This is a genomic window from Microcoleus sp. T2B6 (assembly GCF_036700475.1).
Taxonomy (GTDB): Bacteria; Cyanobacteriota; Cyanobacteriia; order Cyanobacteriales; family Microcoleaceae; genus Microcoleus.
Genome location: NZ_JAUBOZ010000026.1, coordinates 41,771 through 64,328, shown reverse-complemented (window position 1 = coordinate 64,328; position 22,558 = coordinate 41,771). Strand labels below are relative to the sequence as shown.

Annotated in this window: 12 protein-coding genes; 5 read left to right on the top strand and 7 right to left on the bottom strand. The window is 46.1% G+C overall.

Annotation, left to right across the window (positions count from 1 at the left end; genetic code table 11):
* Nucleotides 1–381 precede the first annotated feature (381 nt).
* The 3 genes from QUA00_RS14265 to QUA00_RS14255 all read left to right on the top strand — a co-directional run bounded on the left by QUA00_RS14265 (nt 382) and on the right by QUA00_RS14255 (nt 6,575).
* Complete coding sequence (locus QUA00_RS14265; RefSeq protein WP_333141929.1) at nt 382–1,527, top strand: citrate synthase; 1,146 nt, start codon at nt 382–384, stop codon at nt 1,525–1,527.
* Nucleotides 1,528–1,903: 376 nt separating this feature from the next.
* A complete protein-coding gene (locus QUA00_RS14260) occupies nt 1,904–5,413 on the top strand; it encodes a sacsin N-terminal ATP-binding-like domain-containing protein (RefSeq protein ID WP_333141928.1) in 3,510 nt (1,169 codons plus the stop codon).
* The gene (locus QUA00_RS14255; RefSeq protein WP_333141927.1) at nt 5,403–6,575 is read left to right on the top strand and encodes a hypothetical protein; all 1,173 of its coding nucleotides are present in this window, start codon (nt 5,403–5,405) and stop codon (nt 6,573–6,575) included. The genes QUA00_RS14260 and QUA00_RS14255 overlap by 11 nt, the downstream gene beginning before the upstream one ends.
* Nucleotides 6,576–6,696: 121 nt before the next feature.
* On the opposite strand, the gene argZ is transcribed toward QUA00_RS14255, so the two are convergent.
* From argZ to QUA00_RS14240, 3 genes are all read right to left on the bottom strand, one after another.
* Entirely contained in the window at nt 6,697–8,811 is a 2,115-nt protein-coding gene (gene argZ / locus QUA00_RS14250) for a bifunctional arginine dihydrolase/ornithine cyclodeaminase (protein WP_333141926.1), read from the bottom strand.
* Between the two features lie 503 nt (nt 8,812–9,314).
* Complete coding sequence (locus tag QUA00_RS14245; protein WP_333410026.1) at nt 9,315–12,467, bottom strand: PAS domain-containing protein; 3,153 nt, start codon at nt 12,465–12,467, stop codon at nt 9,315–9,317.
* Between the two features lie 905 nt (nt 12,468–13,372).
* Nucleotides 13,373–14,311 carry a glycosyltransferase gene (locus QUA00_RS14240; RefSeq protein WP_333307857.1) on the bottom strand — a complete coding sequence of 313 codons (939 nt, stop codon included), beginning with the start codon at nt 14,309–14,311 and terminating at the stop codon, nt 13,373–13,375.
* Nucleotides 14,312–14,699: 388 nt separating this feature from the next.
* Here QUA00_RS14240 and QUA00_RS14235 point away from each other — a divergent pair, with 388 nt between their 5' ends.
* On the top strand, nt 14,700–15,908 hold the full coding sequence (locus QUA00_RS14235; protein WP_333109161.1) for an argininosuccinate synthase: 1,209 nt from the start codon (nt 14,700–14,702) through the stop codon (nt 15,906–15,908).
* Nucleotides 15,909–16,184: 276 nt separating this feature from the next.
* On the opposite strand, the gene QUA00_RS14230 is transcribed toward QUA00_RS14235, so the two are convergent.
* From QUA00_RS14230 to QUA00_RS14220, 3 genes are all read right to left on the bottom strand, one after another.
* A complete protein-coding gene (locus QUA00_RS14230; protein WP_333410025.1) occupies nt 16,185–18,827 on the bottom strand; it encodes a polynucleotide kinase-phosphatase in 2,643 nt (880 codons plus the stop codon).
* A 236-nt stretch (nt 18,828–19,063) separates the two neighbouring features.
* On the bottom strand, nt 19,064–19,321 hold the full coding sequence (locus QUA00_RS14225; RefSeq protein WP_333410024.1) for an AbrB/MazE/SpoVT family DNA-binding domain-containing protein: 258 nt from the start codon (nt 19,319–19,321) through the stop codon (nt 19,064–19,066).
* A gap of 66 nt (nt 19,322–19,387) precedes the next feature.
* Complete coding sequence (locus QUA00_RS14220) at nt 19,388–20,782, bottom strand: 3' terminal RNA ribose 2'-O-methyltransferase Hen1 (RefSeq protein WP_333410023.1); 1,395 nt, start codon at nt 20,780–20,782, stop codon at nt 19,388–19,390.
* On the opposite strand from QUA00_RS14220, the gene QUA00_RS14215 reads away from it, so the two are divergent.
* The gene (locus QUA00_RS14215) at nt 20,769–20,912 is read left to right on the top strand and encodes a hypothetical protein (protein ID WP_333410022.1); all 144 of its coding nucleotides are present in this window, start codon (nt 20,769–20,771) and stop codon (nt 20,910–20,912) included. The genes QUA00_RS14220 and QUA00_RS14215 overlap by 14 nt on opposite strands.
* Before the next feature lie 78 nt (nt 20,913–20,990).
* Here QUA00_RS14215 and QUA00_RS14210 read toward each other — a convergent pair whose 3' ends face one another.
* Nucleotides 20,991–22,463 carry a GTP-binding protein gene (locus QUA00_RS14210; protein ID WP_333307867.1) on the bottom strand — a complete coding sequence of 491 codons (1,473 nt, stop codon included), beginning with the start codon at nt 22,461–22,463 and terminating at the stop codon, nt 20,991–20,993.
* Between the last annotated feature and the right edge of the window lie 95 nt (nt 22,464–22,558).

The window sequence follows — 22,558 nt, the reverse complement described above, 5'->3', positions numbered from 1 at the left end:
CGGTTTCTGAACCCGAATTAACTACCAGCCGGGAAGTCCCTCGGTATATTTAGAGGGGATTAATCAGAGCGCTGCGCGAAGTACCCCGTTGGGAATTACTCCTTGGGATGAAAGGCTCGTCGGGTGTAGGTACCCAAAGCGACAATTATTCTTTTATACCCCTTGATGATCGGGAAATACTCTGATACTATATTAGCAAGTGGGGGTGGAACTACCTCACTATAAAAAGCCTTTGAAAAAAAGGAAAAAGAAGCCTGCGGTCTAACTGTACTCAGTTGACCGTCAGGTTTGTTCACATGATTATCTGTCAAGACTGCGACACTATCTTCGTTTCTGGTAATGTACTTTTAGTAGATTGAACTCACATAAAACGGTATCGCAATGGTCGTCGGCGAATTCAAACCAGGTTTAGAAGGTGTTCCCGCCACCTTGTCCAGCATTAGCTACGTTGATGGACAAAAAGGGTTGCTGGAATATCGCGGGATTAGCATCGAGGAACTGGCACTGAAAAGTTCCTTTCTCGAAACTTCATATTTATTAATCTGGGGGGTACTTCCGACAAAGGAAGAACTAGAAGCTTTCGAGCATGAAATTCGCTATCACCGCCGGATCAAATATCGCATCCGGGACATGATGAAATGCTTTCCTGAAAGAGGACATCCAATGGACGCCCTGCAAGCTTCAGCGGCCGCCCTGGGCTTGTTCTACTCCCGCCGAGCTCTGGCTAACCCAGCATACATTCGAGAAGCTGTAGTGCGGCTGCTAGCGAAGATTCCCACGATGGTAGCAGCGTTCCAGCAAATGCGACGGGGAAATGACCCGGTGCGGCCGAGGGATGACTTGGACTACTCGGCTAACTTTCTTTATATGCTCAACGAGCAAGAACCCGATCCGCTGTTAGCTAGAATTTTTGACACTTGTCTGACTCTCCACGCTGAACATACAATTAATGCCTCTACATTTTCGGCAATGGTAACAGCTTCGACGCTGACAGACCCTTACGGAGTGATTGCTTCAGCAGTTGGCACTTTGGCGGGGCCGCTGCACGGGGGAGCTAATGAAGAAGTGATTGATATGTTGGAGCAAATTGGTTCGGTAGAAAATGTGCGGCCTTTTGTCGAGAAGTGCGTTGCAAATAAGGACAAAATTATGGGTTTCGGTCACCGAGTTTACAAGGTGAAAGATCCCAGAGCAACTATTCTTCAGAGGTTAGCGGAACAGTTGTTTGAGAACTTCGGCCACGACGATTATTACGACATTGCTATCAAGTTAGAAGAAGTGGTTGAGGAAAAACTAGCTCACAAGGGAATTTATGCAAATGTAGATTTCTATTCGGGTTTGGTTTACCGCAAAATGGGAATTCCGCTGGACTTATTTACACCAGTTTTTGCGATCGCCCGTGTTGCCGGCTGGTTGGCCCACTGGAAGGAACAGCTAGAGGCAAACCGCATTTACCGCCCGACTCAAATATATACGGGGACTCACGGTGCTCCTTATATTGCGATCGAGGACAGACTCCCATCCTAAAGCTAAATTATCAACCCAGATATGTAAATGGCGAGAATAATTGTTTTGCTTTCGTGAAGTGTGGAATTAAAAATTGTTTTCGCCTTCCGAGTCAGGAAGCAATCTCTGTCTGCCAAAAACTGCCGTGCTGGGTTGCACCCCTCTTGTATGTTGTGGTGTTTGTTGGCGACAATAGTAAGAAGTGACGATTTTCAGGAACTCCGGTCCTCAGACTTGCGGGTCTGAGGCTTTTTATTGCAATATTACGAATAGCTTTCGGTAGGTTGCTGCGCGCGCACCCTACTTGTATTTACGCTTCGCTTGTATAGTATTAGATACAAAGTGAAGATGCGCGATCGCATTTAAATTCCTCCCGCTTTTAGTCGTCAGAACATCTATGGCTTACAGCAACAGCGAAATTGAGGGCAAGTCTTTCTACCAATCCGAACCCTTGATCGCCCGCTTGAGAGGGATTATCCGAGATTATCCCGAAGGCGTTGGCATTATCAAAGAGTTGATCCAAAATGCTGACGACGCTAAAGCAACGCGCGTAGAAATTACTCTTGATTGGCGCCACCATCCGGTCAAACAATTGCCTGACGATCGTATGGTACGGCTAATGGGGCCGGCGATGTTAGTCTACAACGATCGCGTGTTTGCAGATAAAGATTTTGAGAGCATTCGCAGTCTGGGACAAAGCGAAAAAGCCCGAGATTTGCAGAAAACGGGTAGATTTGGCGTCGGGTTTAATGCAATATATCATGTTACAGATTATCCGAGTTTCGTATCGCGCGATCGCATCATCTTTTTTGATCCTCACGGCGCGGCGATTCCGGGCACTTCCCGACAAGAACCGGGACGCGAATGGAATTTGGCAGACGCTAAATGGTACGAAAAATATCCCGATTTTATGCAAGTCTACGCAGCGGGAGGATTGCCATTAGGAGATACAAATTTTCAAGGCACTTTGTTTCGCTTGCCCTTGAGAACCGCAGAACACGCTAAAAATAGCGAAATTCGCAAACAAGCTTTTACCGAATCCAACGTCAATGAACTACTAGACGCACTGATTAATTCAGGTGAAGAACTGCTGCTATTCCTGAAATCGGTTCAGGAAATTAGAGTTTACGAAATCCCCGCCAACAGTCAAGAAACTAGGCAAGAGATTCTGGCGATTGTTACCCAGAACCAGCAAGAAGTACGAGAATCGCGGCAACAACTCCTCGATGCAATTCCCCAGACACCAGACAAATTGCTGGAATTGTGCCACAATAATCCAGCCGGTTTAATATCAGTTTCTTACCGCCACGAGATAGAAACGATTAGCGGGAATCGGAATACCAAATCAACTTGGAGAACAGTAAGTTTAATTCGCACAGATGAAGGCGACGAGTTGGCAAAAGTCATAAAAGCAATGTACGAAAGCCAAGAAAAAGTATTGCCTTGGGCGGGCGCTGCTGCTAGGATTAATGCTGTTAGTACCGAGGGAAATCCTCAACCTGTGGGCGGGAAAGTTTACTGTTTTTTGCCACTTCCCCTGGAAACTGGGCTACCCGTTCACATCAACGGTTTTTTTAACTTAAATAGTTCGCGGGATAACCTCAGCAGCGACAGCGGACAAACTGGAAAAGACCGACCGAGAGCTATTTGGAACCAGCTACTCGCACAGCACGTTTTGTCCCACGCTTATGCTAACTTAATTGTTGATTTAGTGCAAGATATTGGCAGGTATCAGCCAGAGGAATTTTACAAACTTTGGCCTGTTAGCAAAATTACTGTCAGCAAAGCTCTCGAAGAACTGCACCGTTTTGTCATACAGTTATTGTATCAGAGAGCAGTTGTGCGATCGGCTGTAGAACACGCTGTAACTCAACATCTATTCAGCGGGGCCGTGGTGTCACAAACAAGATGGGTGACGCCTCCGACAGTCAAAAATCTACCTTCTAAAAAGTTGTGGGACGAATTATTAGCAGCAATGCGCGCCGACAATATCGACATTCCCGAACCGCCATTACCCGAGTCAATTTTGGCAGCTTTTAAAGATGCAGGTTTGCTGTTGCAAACATTCACGGCAGCTAACTTGCGACAACACTTAACCGAAAACAAACAACTAGGCGTCCCCTTGCAAGATGCACCGAAACCCAGCTTGCAAAATAGACAGTGGATTGCGAATATGCTGCGCTATTGCATCAGCGACAATCACCGGGATTTGCGCGGTTTACCGCTAGCTTTTCTCGCTAATAATACTCTGCAAGTATTTGGTTACAACCCGATAGGCACTATTTACTTTTCCGAAGAGACATCAAGGCAGATATTTGCCGATCATCTAGAATGGTTTTTGCATCAAGATTTAAGCCAGGTAGTGCCTACACATAACATGATTGGCGTGTCAGAAATGAAGGCTACAGAAGTAGCGAGAAAATTGGTTTATGTCATTAGTTCAACGCAGTCACAATGCGATTGGCAATCTGATGCACTAAATCCACCAAATGCAGAGTGGTTGACTCTCGTATACAATTATTTTTTTAATATCTCCCCCAGATATCTGTCGCCAGAAACAGTCGAGGAATTAAAGAAAGTTCCACTGGTTCCGGGAAATGATGGTAAGCTTCACAAAGGAGGAACTGCGGAAACTCCTTTGTTGTGCGCTGATAATATTGCAGCGGAAACGATCGAGGCTGTACAGTATTTTGGGGTGACGCTTGTCAAAGCACCGGCTAAACTTGAAAGTGCGATCGCCCAATTTGCTCAAAGACACAAAAATCTGTTAGTCTATTTTCTGACAGGCCCAGATGTCCTAGACACAGTATCTTCGCGGTGCGATCGAGGTTTGCCGCCCTACCACCAACAGCATTATACCTCTCTCCTCAATTTCCTGGCAGCTTCAGAACCAACAAATTACGACCAAGATAGCCTCAACAAGCTGCGTCAACTACCAATTTACCCCACAACTTCCCACGAAATAGTTTCCCTCAACGATGAAAATGTCTACCTTCCGGGCGGTGGATACGAACCGCCGGAAATTGCAGGTACGTTGAGGCTTTTACGCATAGAAAAAAACAGGCAATGGCTGCGGCTGTTCCAATTTTTGCAAGTTCCGGTACTGAATCGCGCTAGACTAATTCGCGAGTGTTTGTTACCTGAGTATGCCTCATTTGCTCCTGAAGAACAATTAATCGCGCTGGCGTGGATTCGAGAGCATCTGAATGATGCTTGCAAAGAACTAGAAAAAGCAGGAGAGAATGCTTTTTCATTCCAGGAAGAGCTGAAAAAGGCGCGTTTGGTACGCTGTAGCGATCGCAGATTACGATCTGTCGAACTAATTTACAATCCCGAAAGTCAAGTAATCCGCAACATTCTCGGAAATTTAGCAGCTATTCCAGACATGGAATTTTACTCGCAGGATTATGCACTCTGGCTCGATTTTTTCGATAATTTGGGGATGCGAAAAACCTTGAGTGCAGATGACATTGCAGCTTGTGTTGACAATCTAATTCAAACCGCCAATCGTTCGGGTACAGGCGCAGTAACCGATGCTTGTATTGCGGTTTTTAACTACATAGTTGATAATTGGGAGGCACTAAAATATACCCAAATTGGGAATACCAACAAAACACTGGCTGAAACACTCGCAGATAAACCTTGGCTTCCTGTCGAGCAAAATCCTGAGAAGTTAAGCCAATATCCCGCCGCTGCGATACCTGAACCCAGGCTGTATCGCGCTAAAGATGTCTGTTTCATTCAAGATGTTCGCTTAGTTGCTAGCCAAAAATTTTTATTTGCACGCCCTGATCGCGACTTGCTGAAGCCCGAAATCAGAACTGCACTTGGTTTTCAGCCTGTAGATACCACTACAGTTATCGACCACTTTGATACACTAATCAAAACTTGGGAAAATGACAGTTGAAATCACGACATCCGACGCTCTAAACGCACATTTACAATCAGTAAAGGCAATTTACAAGTATCTCGATGATACTTTCATCAAAGGCAGTATTTCCAGCGAACAACGCCAGCAAATTCAAAAGCGCTTTGCTCACCGTCAATGTCTGTGGGATGAGTCTAGGGGTAAGTTTTGGCGGCCAAAATACGCTTTTTTGGATGACGTGCCTTTTTTCGGCAACCGCCGCACAACTATAGCGGTTTCTCATCCATTTTCCGAAGTCTATCAGCTTTTGGGACAAGGGCGATCGCCTGTTGTACAAGATTACCTAGATTTTCTCGAAGAATTAGCAGCAGAGTACAGCAACACACCTTTAAACGCAGCAGATAAAAACTCTGCGATCGAGGTCATCGGCCGTCTAGAATCTCAACAGTCATTAGAAGGCTGCACAGTTAAAAACCCACCGATTCTTACTGCTAACATCACACTTGCTCCCGCCTGTCAAGTTCTCATCCCCGACGCACCTTGGCGCAAAGATTACATTGATCCCAACCAGATACTGCACCAGCAAATCTCCCCAAACTTTGCCAAAGCTGCGGGAAGTCTTTCTTTATTAAAAGATGTGATTGAACATCCGACGACGGTCAAAAATGCCCTAAATGCTAAAAGTAATGATTGGTGTCGAGAATGGCAAAATACGCTAAATTCCCCAGAATTTATATCGGGTTTAAAGCGGCTGATTTTCCACGAGCGCGACTCGGAACCAATCCTCAATATCATCTGGATTGCAAAGGCTAAAGTTTCGCCAGCTAGTCAAATTCATGTAGATTTATTCTGGAAGGGTGAAACCAAAATCGCGGCATCTATACCGGGGACTCAATACTTTGATGAGTTGAATAAAATATTTCATATTATCAGTAGCAGTAGCAGATACATTATGCTCTGCTATTTAGCAGAGAGTATTAATGCTCGACTCGGCGAATATGCAGTGCAAAATCTGCTGCCGCTGGCAAGCATTCTGGATGCTGAGCCGAACAATATTAATGCTTTGCTAAATGAGTTGCGAATTAGGTCTTTACCGGGCGATTTGTCTCCCGTCACCGCCCCTAATTTAGAAATTACATCCTCTGCAGGAGAAAAGGGCGATCGAAAGGGCGATCGCTCAATTTATTGGGGCGCATTTTGAGCGATTATAATGAGCATTATTATCGGCTCTGTAAGGTGCACATTGTGCACCCTACCAGCCTCTATTCTTCAGTCCGCGCAGGCGGACTTCGTTTGTATAGACGCGGTTTCAACCGCCGAATCTAAACAGATTGAGCTACATGATGGCGGCTAGTCAATTTATCCAATTGATTCACCAACAAACTTAGGAACAATCCGACATCGGTAACAACTCCAGTAGATTCGATCGAACCCCGATCGCTCAATTTCGTCACCACCGCCGGATTAATGTCCACACAGACCATCTTCACACCAGCCGGCGTCATATTTCCCACACCAATTGAGTGCAGCATAGACGACAGCATTAACACCATATCCGCACCCCGTAACAGCTCAGTATATTCTTCTTGAGCCTTAACTAAATCCATTTGCGTGTCGGGAAGTGGCCCGTCATCGCGGATCGAACCCGCCAGAGAAAACGGTATATTGTTCTTCACGCACTCGTACATCACACCGTTAGTAACCAACCCTGCTTCAACAGCTTTTGCAATACTCCCGTAACGCCGCACAGTGTTAATTATTTTCAAGTGGTGCCGATGTCCGCCGCGCACAGCAACACCGCGTTTCATGTCAACCCCTAAAGAGGTTCCCATATTCGATTGTTCCATGTCGTGAACCGCGATCGCATTTCCGCCCAACAACGCTTGCACGTAACCTTCGCGAATCAAATGCGCTAAATGTTCGCCACCGCCAGTGTGGATAACAACAGGCCCCGCCGTAACTACAACTTTGCCACCGCGATCGCGAATTTGGCGCAATTCCCACGCTACTTGTTCCACCACCAATTCTACGCGGCGCTCGCTAGAAACGCTGCCCGACATAAAGCTGAATTCTTGAGAATTGCGCTGTTCCCGCGATTCTGTTTTGCGGATGGTGCGGATACCCACTACATCTACAACGACTTTTTCTCCTACTTTTAAGTCGCGCAATAATTTGCATTTAGCCACTGGGCCATCAGCGGTTTCAGTAATAGCAACAGCACCATCCATCCGCTGATTTTGCGCTTTCACCCACTGACCATTTACCCGCACTTCCGTGGGATAAATCGTACTAACATAAAAGTCGTCCGGGCCAACGCCATCTTGCACTACCGGTTCTAAAATAGCGTCGCAAATCTCTTGTGGTGGCGGCACTGCACCCAAGTCAATCAGCATTCCCATCATTTCTTCCATCACATCGTGGGAAGGAGCCGAAACTTTAACGTCCGCAGATGATGTGCTTTGCCGCTGCTCTCCCAGATTGAAATTGAGCACTTGGAAACTGCCACCGAGATCGACAATTAAGTCTAAAGCACGGCTGATTAAACCCGCATCGAGCAAGTGACCTTCCATGCGAATTGTGCGGCTTTCTACCATCACGTTTGCCGATCGATCTTCTTGCACTGGTTCCGTTACCCGTAGCGTCAAACACTTACAGGCGCCGCCCGCTTTTAGAAATTCGCTCATCGGCGTTTCAATTACTTGAAAACCAGCCTGAGTAATGCGCGTTTTCAAGGCTTCGCTAACCTTGTTCATTACCACAACTTTGTCAATATTGACCGCATTGCAGGCAAAATTTGCGGCATCGGCTTCTTCAATAGCAATGCGTTTTTCCGGCGCAACTCGCATTTCGATTAAGCGGTTGGAATACGAGTCAAATGCTGCTGGATAGTAGAGCAAATATCCGCCTGTCAGAGGACAAAAACAGGTGTCTAGGTGATAGAAACGTTCGTCAACTAAACGCAGGGAAAGCACTTCTATGTTGAGCCATTTTGCTAGTAGCGGGTGCGAGTCGAGTTCGGAACGGAAGCCGTATCCGGCCCACAACCAGCGTCCTTCGCGATCGAGCAAAGCATCGCCAGCGCCCTCAAACGGCAAGTCTTTCGGGAGTTCGTGCACGGTGAAACCTTTGCTTTCAAACCATGCTTTGAAATAGGGTTCTTCGCCTTGGCGTTCTTTGTGATAGAAACGGCTGAGGACGAAGGTATTGCCTAAAAGTAAGCCTGCGTTGGCGGTGAAAACCATATCCGGCCAGCCTTTTGCCGGCGGTACGAGGTCTACAACGGCGTTGTCTTTGAGGACGTGGTAAAGTTTTTCCCACTGTTCGACGGCGCGATCGCGCGATGATTTGTGGACATTTCCCTCCATCCAGGGATTAATCACGTAATCCACATCGTAGTGGTCGGGAGCACACATGAGGAAGCGAATTGAGTCAGTCATAATTCAGTTAAAATGTGGTAGACGCTACAGCAGACGTATGTTGACAGAGTTTGTATAATAGCAACTGTAATATTCACTACTAATTTTAGCAGCGCAACGTCTGGAGCCTCAAAAGGCTAACTCTTTATTATATCAGGTTTAAAATGAGATTACACTAAGGAATGAGAATTTAATAACTTCCACAAGTTTGTGGGATGGGCGTCCCGCCCGTCCTTTTTGGACTGGCGGGACGCCCATCCCACAATAACAATTAAAATTGTAAGTTATTTAATTCGCGATCCTAAATGACAGACCGTTCGCAGGAAATACGGGAGAAAATGTCAGGTTATCACGCACCCTAAAATAGGTTCTGATACACAATTAATATGATATCCGTTGCAATTGCCCCCCATCTGACGGTCGAGGGGGTTTACGCTCATCTGTGAGTAATATTATAGATTTGTGGTGAACCGGCCCCTACAAGAATTATGGTTAATTTACCGCACATGATTTAACAGCTTATCCTAACTTTCAACTTTCAACTTTTGCGAAATCGGCAGTTCGATCGCAAATTCTGTTCCCCGGCCAACTTCTGAATGACACTCCAACTTACCGCCGTGGGTGTCTTTAACTATTTGGTAACTAATCGACAACCCCAAACCAGTGCCGCTGCCGACAGGTTTGGTAGTAAAAAACGGGTCAAACATCCTTGACTGAACTTCGGGAGGGATACCGGGCCCGCTGTCATAAATCCGCACACACACTTTATTTTCGCTGCTGAGTTCAGTAACAATGCGAATCTGGTTAACTTTGCAAGTACAGTTTGCTGATGACTCTTCCACAGCGTCGATCGCATTCACCAGCAAATTCATAAATACCTGGTTTAATTGAGCCGGATAACACTCGACTTTGGGCAGGTTCCCGTAATTTTTAATAACTTGAATCTCCCGACGTTTTGGCTGTGACTGGAATCGGTGCTGCAAAATCACCAACGTGCTCTCTATTCCTTCATGAATGTCTATTACTTTGCGATCGGTTTCGTCGAGTCTAGAAAAGTTTCTCAAAGACAGCACTATCTGCTTAATGCGGTTAGCACCTTCTTGCATTGAAGCCATGATTTTCGGGAAATCGCCAGCTATAAAATCCACCTCGACTTCTTCCAATTCTTGGGCTATTTCTGGAACTGGTTCAGGATAGTATTGCTGGTAGAATTGGAGCAACTTCACCAAATCGCGAGCGTACTGTGCGGCGGGAATAATATTGCCGTAGATGAAGCTAATCGGGTTATTAATTTCATGGGCTATTCCGGCTACCATTTGCCCGATACTTGACATTTTTTCGGATTGAATAAGCTGAGATTGAGCCTTTTTTAAGTCGGCCAGAGTTTGTTCTAACTGTTGCGCTTTTTCTCGTTCTCGCTGTTCGCTAAATTGCAACTCTACTTCGGCTTGTTTGCGATCGCTAATATCAATATGGGTGCCCGTCATCCGCAAAGGATTTCCCGAAGCGTCGTGTTCCATCACCTTCGCTTGAGCTAAAATCCACTTCCACTCGCCGGATTTTGTCAGCATCCTAAATTCCACTTCGTAAGTAGGATTTTTGCCTTCCAGGTGAGCATTTAGCGCTGCTTTAGCCGGAGACAAATCCTCTGGATGTACCAGTTGCTCCCAGGATGCAAAACTATTTGCTATTTCCTCTACTTCATATCCCAGCATCATTTTCCACCGGGGATTAAAATATACTTCTCCCGTGGCCAGATTCCAATCCCACAATCCCATCGCACTGCCTTCAAATGCCAGATAAAAACGTTCTTCGCTAATTTGCAAAGCTGCTTCGGCTTGTTTGCGATCGCTAATATCCATCACTGTTCCCAACAGTTTGATTACTTCCCCTGTTTCACTAAAAACAGCTTCTCCCCTTCCTTCGAGGTATATAATTTGACCGCTAGGATGCAAAAATCGGAACTCTCTTTTGTAGGAAATTCCTTGTGAGATAGTCAGGCTGACTGTTTGTTGAAATAATTCTCTGTCGTCGGGATGACACATCTTTAAAAGTTTGGCAGATGTCGGTTCAGTTGCACTTGAGTCAAGACCAAAAATGCGGAATACTTCTTCTGACCAAGTGATTTTATTTGTGACTAAATCAAATTCCCAACTGCCGATATGGGCAATTTTTTGGGCTGCTGCTAGACTAGCTTCGCTTTGTTGAAGTTTAAGTCGCTGTTGTTTATCTTGTTCGAGAAGATTGGCTTGAGCGATCGCAATTCCCATTTGTGCCGCCACAGTTTTCAATAATCCGATCTCATCTGGTGTCCAGTGGCGCGGGCGATCGTACTGGTGCAGGCATATCATTCCGTTGGCTTTTCCCTGGTAGGAAGTGCGGATGGATATCATCGACTTCAAACCTATTTGACCGCACAAATCTCGGACGTTTTCTAGCAGCGGTTCGGAAAAAACATCGTCAGAAACTACAGCTTGATCTTGGGACAATAAAAACTGAACGTGAGGATTGCCATCTATGGGGATTTCTAAATCTAAAAGCGATTTGGAGGCGGATTTTCTGTACTCAGCGACATTAACAATTCTGGGAATAGGGTGTTCTGTGTAGGTGTGAACCAAGCAGCAATCAGCATTAAAAATGCGACCAATTTGGGCAGTCGCTGTTTGAAAAACTTGCTCCTGCTTTAAGCTGTAACGAATTTCCAGAGTAATTGTTTCTAGCAGAAATCTTTGCTTAATTTGCCGTTCCAAAGCAGCTAAAGCTGTTTTAAGTTCGAGTTCGGCTTGTTTGCGATCGCTAATTTCAGTAGCCGTTCCTAAAATTTTCCAAGGTTTGTCGTCTGGTGTTCTGGCGAACACTGTATCCACGCTAACAAACCAGCGATATTCACCATTTTTGTGCGGAATTCTGTACTCAAACTCAAAGCTTTCACCGTCTTTTGCTGCCTCAATCCTGCTCATGTGTTCTAAGAATCCGGGCAAATCGTCAGGGTGTATTAAGTTAGGAAGAAATCCTCCTGCCATCTGCTGGATTTCTTCCAGGGTGTAGCCAATATCGCTATAGATTTCGCGGTTGATATACAGAGTTCGCTGTTCAATCAAATCGGAAACGTACAAAAGATTAGGATGTGTTTGAATTACCGCCGACAGCCAGCGTTGGCTGTCTCGGAGTTCGGCTTCGATCCGCTTGCGTTCTTCTATTTCTGCTTGCAGCAGCGCATTTTGTGCTAAAATTTGTTTATAAAGACGGTTCAGAAGCAGTTGATTTTCGACACGGCTCACCACTTCTTCTGTTTGAAATGGTTTACTAATGTAGTCGGCCCCCCCCACCGAAAAAGCTTTGACTTTATCAAAAACTTCATTTAAAGAGCTAATAAAAATCACAGGAATGTGTTTGGTTTGCGGACAAGCTTTTAGCTGTTCGCAGACTTGATAGCCATCCATACCGGGCATCATAATGTCCAGCAAAATCAAATCCGGTGGACTCGACAGAGCAAAGTTAAGAGCCAATTTGCCATCTCGTGTCGGCCGCACTTTATATCCCCGCTTAGACAAAAGCTGGGATAAAAGTCGCAAGCTTTCTGGATGGTCGTCCACCATTAAAATATTTTCTTGTAAGACAGTGTTTTGAAGCCTAATTGTTTCTAGTCTGGGATTTTTATCGTCAGTTGTATTCACAGCAAACCCTCCAAATATTCAAGTTGTATATGTGGGAATATTTTTAAAGTCATTAACCGCTTGTAGCTAACACTCTCCGATGAACCAGCACAACTATTGACTATATAGCACACTCCTAAATCATCTGTCATTATATCAAAAACAATGCTCTTTTGAAAATGTTGGTGGCTCAACTTATCGGAGCCGAGTTAGAAAACAGCCTTGATGCCTCAAATCACAGGCTAAGCAAGGAATTTTGATTAGAGGTAAAACTTTTACTTTGACAATTTTTATTACCCGCTTTTTCCTCCCTTTACCGGGTGGCTCTCTATTGGGTTTTGTCACTAGATACCCACACTCGAAAGGTTAAGTAAAAGGGAGCATCTCATATTTGTAAAAACACTTCTTCTAGCTCCTGCCTCCTGCCTCTTTCCTCCTGCCTCCTGCCTTTTTCCTCCTGCCTCAAAACTCCAATTTCTAGCTGGGCTGCAAAAGTGAAATGCTCCCAATTAAAACAGACCGGAACATGGGTGTCAACTTAAGACTAAAGTTCTTTTTTTTCTGGTTTGTATCCAAGTCTTGAGTTCCCTAAATCCAGGGCGGTTTCATTTTTTTGTAGGGGCAAAACCCACGCCCGGTTCCACCGATGCCTGAAATGCCCATGAAATCATCTCTGGGTGGGGGCGGGCATTCTTGGCACCCCCCTACAAAAGCCTGGTTTTTCGTAGGGGCAATCCGACCCCTACTCCCCGTGGTTGCTCCGAAAGATCCCTGTTCCCTAAATCCCCCTTCTGAAGCAGCGCTAGGGCAGTGTAGGCATAATTGTCAAACAGTATACCGTTACTAATTATGAGCTTAAGTTGACACCAATGGCCCCTGAAAGACTCCTACAATATATTATATTTTATTTGCGCTGTCGGGCTGATTTATGGTATGTTGTTCTCGGCCTGCAATTCCCCGCAAGCGGCGTACACGGCTTTCACGTTATACCAATTCAGAAAAATCCGAGCAATTTCTAGAGCTAACTGCGGCTTGCCTTGGTCAATCAACCACTGCAAAAAAGGAGTCATCGTTCGCTCATTTAGCATTCCACCTAATGATAAAAATCCCCACAGAATTTGGTGCAAAACAGTCATTTGAATCATCATCCGTACTTCCCAATTTGGGTGTTTTTGATAAAACAAAACTCCCATTCTACCGCGCTGAATTTCGCGGTCAATCATGCCAGGAATTTGCTCTAAACTAAAAGGTGGATGCCAGTGATAGCCGACAGCAGCCGGACATTTAATGAGTTTCAAACCTAATTTTTTTAACCTAACTCCCAACTCTAAATCTTCCCATCCGTACAGTTGAAAGCGATTGTCAAAAAGTCCAGCAGCCAGCAGCCAGTGGCGGGCGATCGCCACATTTCCCGTAGCAAAATAAGCCGCCGAAAAATCGGTAATTTTGTAAGGTTCTGAGGTAGGATTGTCGAAATTGCAAGTATTAATCACGCTGCCGTAAGTAAAAACAGCATCAGTATCTTTGTAACCCTGTAGTAAAGCATCGGTGTGTGCTTGCAAAAAATGCTCTGTTACCACCAAATCGCTGTCAATAAAAATAATCGTATCGCCCTTAGCATCTTCAACGCCCAAATTCCGGGCCGCCGCCGGGCCCTGGTGAGATTGACAGATCGATCGCACATGAGGCAACAAGTCAGCATTTGCGGCCAACCACTCCAGCGTCCCGTCCGTCGATCCGTCGTCCACGACAATTACTTCATACTCTCTGACAATCTCACCGAACTGCTGATTTTCCAAAGCCAGTAGACATTTTGCCAAAATCGGTTTACGATTATACGTCGGAATCACAACACTAAAAAACACGGCTTTTCCCCATCGCCACAGTTACCGTATCCCACGGTAGCAGATTTTCCGCAGCAACTCCCCCGGTAAATAGCCAAGTTTAGCAAAAAAAGAATATATAAATCTGTACTATTTCTGACAAGAATCGATCTCAATTAGGTGCATAATGAAAAGTCGGTTAAATATCACATCTTGCACCATTCTCCAGAACAGGCAAGATGCCTGTTCCACAAACATTTAATTTTCTTGTGGGGCAGGCATCTTACACCATTCTCTCGAACAGGCAAGATGCCTGTTCCACAAAAATGATATTTTTTTGTGGGGAGTAGGGGTTGGGTCGAAGAGCCCGCCCTGAAAAGCTTAGTGACAAGGGTGCAAGATGTCAGTTAAATTCAGGATGTAAAGAACAATGAGTCGCGCTAAAAAAGTTGTCCTAGCATATTCCGGCGGAGTCGATACCTCCGTCTGCATTCCTTACCTCAAAAACGAGTGGGGTGTTGAAGAAGTAATTACTCTGGCCGCGGATTTGGGACAGGGAGACGAATTAGAACCGATCCGCAAAAAAGCTTTAGCATCCGGTGCTTCGGAATCTTTAGTTATTGATGCTACCGAAGAATTTGTCAAAGACTATGCGTTTCCAGCGATTCAAGCTAACGCACTTTACGAAAACCGTTATCCCCTTTCGACTGCCCTCGCTCGCCCGCTGATTGCTAAATTGTTAGTAGAAGCGGCGGAAAAATACGGTGCAGATGCCATCGCCCACGGTTGCACCGGCAAAGGAAACGATCAGGTGCGGTTCGATGTGTCGATCGGCGCGCTCAACCCCAAGATTAAAATCTTAGCACCAGCGCGGGAGTGGAAAATGAGCCGCGAGGAAACGATCGCATACGGCGAAAGATGCGGCATTCCGTCGCCGGTGAAAAAGTCTTCGCCTTACAGTATCGATCGCAACTTATTGGGAATGGCAATTGAAGCCGGAATCCTCGAAGATCCTTGGGCGGAACCGCCAGAGGAAGTTTATTTGATGACAAAGGCGATCGAACAAACTCCCGACACACCCGAATATATTGAAATCGGTTTCGAGTTCGGAAATCCTGTCACTTTGAACGGCAAAGAGTTATCACCAGTCGCCTTAATTTCCCAACTCAACGAAATAGTTGGAAACCACGGAGTCGGCCGAATCGACATGATTGAAAACCGCCTCGTCGGGATTAAATCGCGGGAAATTTACGAAACACCAGCGATTTTAGTTTTGATGCACGCGCACCGAGACTTAGAAAGTTTGACGCTGACAGCAGATGTGACGCGGTACAAGCGAGGCATCGAAGAAACCTACAGCCAAATGATTTACAACGGCCTGTGGTACAATCCTTTGAAAACCGCTTTAGACGCATTTATTCAGGACACGCAAAAGCGAGTAACTGGAACCGTGCGGCTCAAACTGTTCAAAGGAAATGCGACTATTGTCGGCCGCAAATCAGACAATTCTCTGTACAGTTTCGACTTAGCAACCTACGGCGCAGAGGACGAATTCGATCACAAAGCTGCCGAAGGATTTGTCTATGTTTGGGGACTACCAACCCGCATTTGGTCGGAAAAAAATAGAGGTTACAAATAGGATCGAATTAGGGTTGAAAACCTGATATTAAGCCGCCGATTCGTGGAATTAGAGTAGGGTGTGCACGGCGCACCTTATTTGCCGCAATCGCCCAACCTGTGCCAATTACCTAAGTTCTGAGTTAGTAAAATACAGTAATAATTGGTAATTGGTAATTGGTTGTTTTTCTAATAATTTGTTAAACTGTCTTCAGACAAATTTAGCTTTGAGGCAGGGGTTTAAACCCCTGCCAAATTACTGTCAAGTCGAGATTTTCGCCTGCTTTCTACCTTCCGATTACAGCCTCGGATCGACAGGTTCGCTCTCCATAGCTAAAACTCCGAAAACGCACTCGTGAACTTGTCTCAATGGAGCACCCGCAACAAATCGCTCCAATGCTTCTACACCGAGAGCAAACTCTCGCAACGCCAAAGAACGCTTGCCGGAAAGTCCGCGCGATCGCAATTTTTCTAAATGTTCCGGCAAAGAATATTCCAGACCATAAATAATTCGCAAATACTCTTTACCGCGACATTTTACCGCAGGCTGTACGAGTCCTTTGCTATTTTTCACAATAAAATCCATTGGTTTAACAACCATTCCTTCGCCTCCCGAATCAGTCAGTTTTTCCCACCATTGAATCCCTGCGGATCTGCTGTCAAAATCTGCAATTTCAACTATTTTGTATTCAGTAGCTAACAGCAATTCCGGGTCAGCTTTACAAATTTGTGAAATCTCTTCCATGTGCCAACAGTGATTTTTGTCAGTGTGAACAGTTCCCTCGGTTGCCAAGATGTGGAAAGGCGCTAATTTGAGGTCTAAGAGCGATTTCACTGGCCAGCAGTAGCGCTGATAGGCATGAACATAGCGATCGGCTAGTTCGGCTCGCTCTTGATAGCTACTCAGCAAAGAATTAATTTCAACTCCCCGCTGGTTTGCCTGTTCTAAGTTCTTAATCGCCTCCGCAAACCCGTGACGAGATGCTGTTCCCACGGCGGCGTATTGCTCTTTCAATAAACCTTGAGCTTTGGCTGACCAAGGCATTAATTCGCAGTCCAAACACACCCAATCTGTTTGAAATTTCTCCCAAAAATTGCTGGTAGTGAGAGCGACATTTACCCGCGCTAAAAATTCTCTTTCTAAGGTAGAATTATCGAAAAAATGCCGTCCCGTGCGGGTGTAGCAAATGCCCATACTCTCGCTGAGAATGCCAAAGCGGCGTAAAGCTGCCGATGTGTCGCGGCAAACAATCGCAACTGCACGGGAACCCATGTGCTTTTCTTCGCACACAACTGTCGATATGCCCTGCTGTTGGTAGTAGCTAAATGCTTCGGCTGGATGTTCTAAAAGTCCTGGTTCTTTGGAGGTAGCAGCGGGAGACATTGTGGGCGGCAAATAAATCAGCCATTTGGGATTGGCGGCAAACCGACTCATTACTTCTAGGGCTGCGATCGCATTTTCTTCTTTAATCGTAATGTTACTTTGCAGGCGAGTTGAAATAATGCGTTTTCCGAGTACGTCGCTAATGTCCAGTACGTCATCAAACTGCTGTTGGGAGGTGAGATTCACTGCCGCCAAACCGCTATTGAGCGCGGGTGAACTCATGTCTCTATTGTTAAGTGGACTTGGGCTGGATTGAAAGGCGATCGGTTTGGCAGGTTCGCAGTAAATTCTAGCAGCGGGAACGCTGACAAATTCTCTTTCGGGATACCGCAAAGCTGTTAGTTTGCCTCCGAAAACGCAGCCCGTGTCAATATCAACAGTATTGTTAAACCATTCTGTTTCGGGAACGGGGGTGTGTCCGTAAACAACCGCTGCCTGACCTCGATATTCGGCGGCCCAATTGTAGCGGACGGGCAAGCCGAATTCATCGATTTCGCCAGTTGTTTCTCCGTACAAGGCGAAATCTCGAATGCGGCGCGATGCGCGTCCCTGCAATTCAGCTTTCATCCCGGCGTGGGCGACGACTAATTTGCCGCCATCGAGGACGTAATGCCCAATCAAACTATCTAAAAATTGGCGAATTTCTCGTACTGCTGATTCGCGCAATTCATCGGGTAAAGCGGCAATTTCTGCTAAGGTTTGTTCGAGTCCGTGGTTGATTTTGACATTTTTGCCGTTGAGTTTTCGCAGCAGTTTGATGTCGTGATTTCCAGGTACGCACAAAGCTGTTTCTGCGAGTACCATGTTTCGCACGAGTTTGAGGGTGTCGAGAATGCGCGGGCCCCGATCGACCAAATCGCCTAAAAACACGGCTTTACGGCCCTCCGGGTGCGCGTAGGTGGGAAAATTCCCCAAATCGGATTCGCTGGATTTTTCGATAATTTGATAGCCCAACTGTTGCAGCAATTGTTCCAATTCGTCGCAGCATCCGTGAACGTCGCCGATGATGTCAAAAGGGCCGCCGTCACCTTTGCGATTGTTCCACAAAGGTTGTCTCTCGACTTCCACCGCGTCGATTTCCTCTGGGGAACGGAGGACGTAAACGTAGCGAAATCCTTCCCTATCTAGAGATTTGAGCGATCGCTTTAAATTTTGAACGTGGCGGCGAATTACATGATTTCCGAAATTTCGGTTTGCACGTTGTTGATTGCGATCGCCACACAATTTTTCTGGTAAATCTAGCACAATAGCAACCAAAAAGCAATGGTATTTTCGGGCTAATTCCAACAAAGATTTGCGGCTTTCCGGCTGAACGTTGGTGGCATCAATCACAGTTAGCTTACCTGCCGCCAGACGTTTAGCAGCGATTAAATGCAATACTTCAAAAGCATCAGCGGTGGCTGCTTGATTGTTTTCGTCGTCGGAAACCAGACCGCGGCAGTAATCCGATGAAATGATTTCTGTAGGTAGGAAATGCTGCCGCGCAAAGGTGGATTTGCCGGAACCGGATGCACCGATGAGAACGACTAGGGATAGTTCTGGAATCGTGATTTTCATTGTTTAATAATATAGATTTTTTACTCGTTTACTCGTTACCAGGCTGTGCCTGGTAACGCAGATCCAGAGGCTCTGCCTCGAATTCTGATCGAACCTCGCGAGGCAGAGCCTCTGGGCATCGGTTCCCAGGCACAGCCGGGGAACCAGTGAAAATTGTAATTTTCATTTAATAATATTATTTCGCCAACATCTGTACCAAACTATCTAAAACTGCTTTTTGTTCGTCAGCGCTGATTTTATTCCCACTCACGCTCCTCCCAATCCGTAGTGGTGACATCATCAAGAAGGACATCATCATGTTGTTCTGCCATTTTTGCGAACGCTTCCTCCCAGCCGGCACGCGGTTTTAGGGCTGCACGAATGACGATCCGATCGCCGTGAACTTCGATTTCTACTGCTTCGCTAATACCAATTTGATCTAACAAAGATTTGGGAATGCGAATGCCCTGAGAATTGTCAATTTCAACGATCTGGGTTTGAATAGATTTACTCATAGCGGAAGCCTGCTTTTTTCCAAGTTTAACTATATTGTAAGCACAAACAGACTGTCGGTATTATTTTCACTGGGCGAATATTGCCATTTGCGTAGGCGAACCTACTTCTAAATCTTCAGTTCCCACACAACGAAACTCTACCCGACAGCCAAACCGTTCGGCAACCCCATTTGCCCAAGTTTGAAATTCGGCCCTTGTCCATTCAAAGCGGTGATCCCGGTGGCGAAATTTACCCGCAGGCAAGTTTTCAAAGCGAACATTATATTCAATATTTGGAGTTGTGACGATCGCACTTTTGGGTCGGATAAATTCAAACAAAACCCGCTCAAAAGCAGCTAACCGTTCTAAATCCAGATGTTCGATCACTTCAATTACCGCCGCCGCATCAAAACCAGTCAAGCGGCTGTCCCGATAAATCAGCGAACTTTGAATTAGTTGAATGCGAGATTGCTGTGCGGGAGACAATCGATCGATTTGCAAACGTTCCCTGGCAATTTCCAAAGCCCGAAAGGACACATCGACGCCTGTAATTTGTTCGATCGAGTTTTCTTTCAAAAGCAGTTTCAGCAGTTTTCCCTCACCGCAGCCCAAATCTACCACTCGCTTAGCACCACTTTGCTTTAAAACCTCCGTCACAGCTTCCAAACGCTCTTGATTCAAGCTAATTCGCTGTTCTAAAACTTCCTCTTCTTGCTGATGAGAAACTTCGAGATACTCAGGGTCAATATTATCTTCTTCTGCTAACTGTGCCACAGCAATTCGCGTCAGACGGCGCTGGCGTTTCAGATAGCGGTTGGCAATTTGTTCGCGGGCGGGATGCGCGTTCAACCAACCTTCGCCGTGATGCAATAACTTCTCGATTTCATCATCGCCCACCCAATAATGTTTGTCGTCATCCAAGACGGGAATTAGCACGTAAAGATGGCTTAACAAATCCGCCAAACGAACTGTACTTTGCAGTTCCACAGAAAAGTAAGGACTCGCGCCCCAATCGGGAAATTGCTCGTCAAGAATCAGGGGTTTTGCTGCGACTTGATAGCCCAGCGGCTCAAACATTTGCCGCAGGAAGTTCTCGCCACCGCGACAGGGCAAAACCGACAGATTAACTGTCAAAGGAATTGCTGTTTCTGCGAGTTCTGGGCGGTCTTTGCAGCGACCGGATAGAGCTGTACTAAAGACTTTGGCGAGGGCGACAGACAGAAAAGAAGAGGCAACGTAGGGGCGATCGTTCACGTATTGTTCGAGGGGGCGATCGCCGGATTTCGACTTGCCCCGCACCAAAGCAACCGGATCGACATCTAAGAGTAAAGCCGCCGTGCACCTTTCTGCATTTGCCTCTGGATAAAACACGCTGGCTTGCCCGAAAGTCATCGGAAAGGATTGATGGCGATCGGGATGTTTGTGCAGCAAATAACCTAAATCTGTAGCAGGTACGCGAGTTGTAGAGATGGTTAATAACATAATATTAGGAATTGGGCATCGGGCATCGGGCATCGGGCATTGGACATCGGGCATCGGGCATCGGGCATTGGGCATTGGGCATCGGGCATTGGACATCGGGCATTGGTTATTGGTAGTTCCTCACAAATAACAACTAACAAATAACTACTCACTGTCGATAATTAATCCGTGTATCCGTGTCAAAATCAGTGTCGTGCCTTCCTTCTTCTCACTGCAATTTCTGTTTTTCCACACTTCCCAAATCCAACTTAGCCCGCAACTCTTCCTTAATCCGATTTAAAATAGAATCCTCATCCAAAGAAGACAAAATCTTGCTCACAACAGCCTTTGGCCCATCATCTCCCCAAGAAGCACCATTAGCCAAATAAGCCTTAGTAACTTGACCGATACCATAGGAAGAAACCCCCGCGATCGCAGCTTGCGTCACCGCCACAGACAAATAAGGCCCTAAAGCCAAACCCCCCGTCGCCGGCGTCGCCAAACCCAACAATCCTTTCAACGAGCTCAAACCAAAATTAGCCAGCAATTCGCCCGCAGTAATTCCCCCCATACTAATCGCAATCTTTTGCAGCAATTCCACCGCGCCCGCTTCCGTCATCGCAATGCCGTAAACTTTAGATAAAGTTAAGATCATCACCACATCAATTACCGCACCGCTAAGAATATCAACTACAGTAATTGGATTAAGTGCGATCGCCACAGCTTTAGTCATTACCGCATTCCAGATAATTCGATTAGCCGCGTTATCTCGAATCTCCATTTTTCGCTGCACCAACTGCTCGTTAATATCCCCCGCACAGAGCATCGTATTCAGCGCGACCAAAGATTTGCCTTCCCGGTCTAAAATCTCCAAAATCTTTAATTTTAAATCTTGCACTTGTGGCAAACTGCGAGTCATTTGCACGCCCATACTTCCGTCGGGACGGCGCACCGCCCTCGCCGTCAAAGGCGAAGCCGCCGCCATCACAATTTCATCGGGAGACAACAATTCTCTCACGCGATCGTCGCGAATTTTATGATAAATTGCCAGCCTGTCTGCATCAGGATACTGGTCAATTTTATTAAACACTAATAACATCGGTTTTCCGGCTTCCCGCAACTGCGAAAGTGCTGCGTATTCCACCTTTGTAATGTCGCCAGCAACTACAAACAAAATCAAATCTGCTTGTTGAGCAACGCGACGCGCCAACATTTCGCGAGTTTCGCCGTCAACTTCATCTATTCCCGGAGTATCGATTAATTCTACTTGCGACAAACGGTAAATAACTGGCGAAAGTCGTAGCGTAGCGGGGCGTAAGCCATCGGGCAAATTCTCATCAATTCCCTCTCCGACATCCCACTGCCCGATAGTCGTCGTGCGAGTCACCCCGTGAGTCGGGCCAGTTTCAAACACATTTTGACCTAGCAGCGCGTTCAAAACCGAAGATTTTCCCCTTCCCACCATCCCAAACACAGCTATTTGCACGCAAGCGCGCTCTAGCTTGTCGAGCATTTTCTCCAACCCGCCAATTTCCGGTTCTAGTCCAGTTCGCTCTTGAACTGTCAAGTCGAGATTTTCTACTATATCTCGCAGAGCATCTTTAGCGTGGCGCAGGTTGAGTTCTGCCTGAATGTCTGCGAAGCTTAAAATGGTGTCATCTAATTCGCGATCGACATTTGAAAAATCCGAGGCTTCAGTCATTGTTACCTTATGTTATAGCTTTGCTTCATTTAAAGTTTCAACCGATACGATGCCATTCTAGCTTTTTCCGTCTGCTTTGTACATTCTCTCGGATT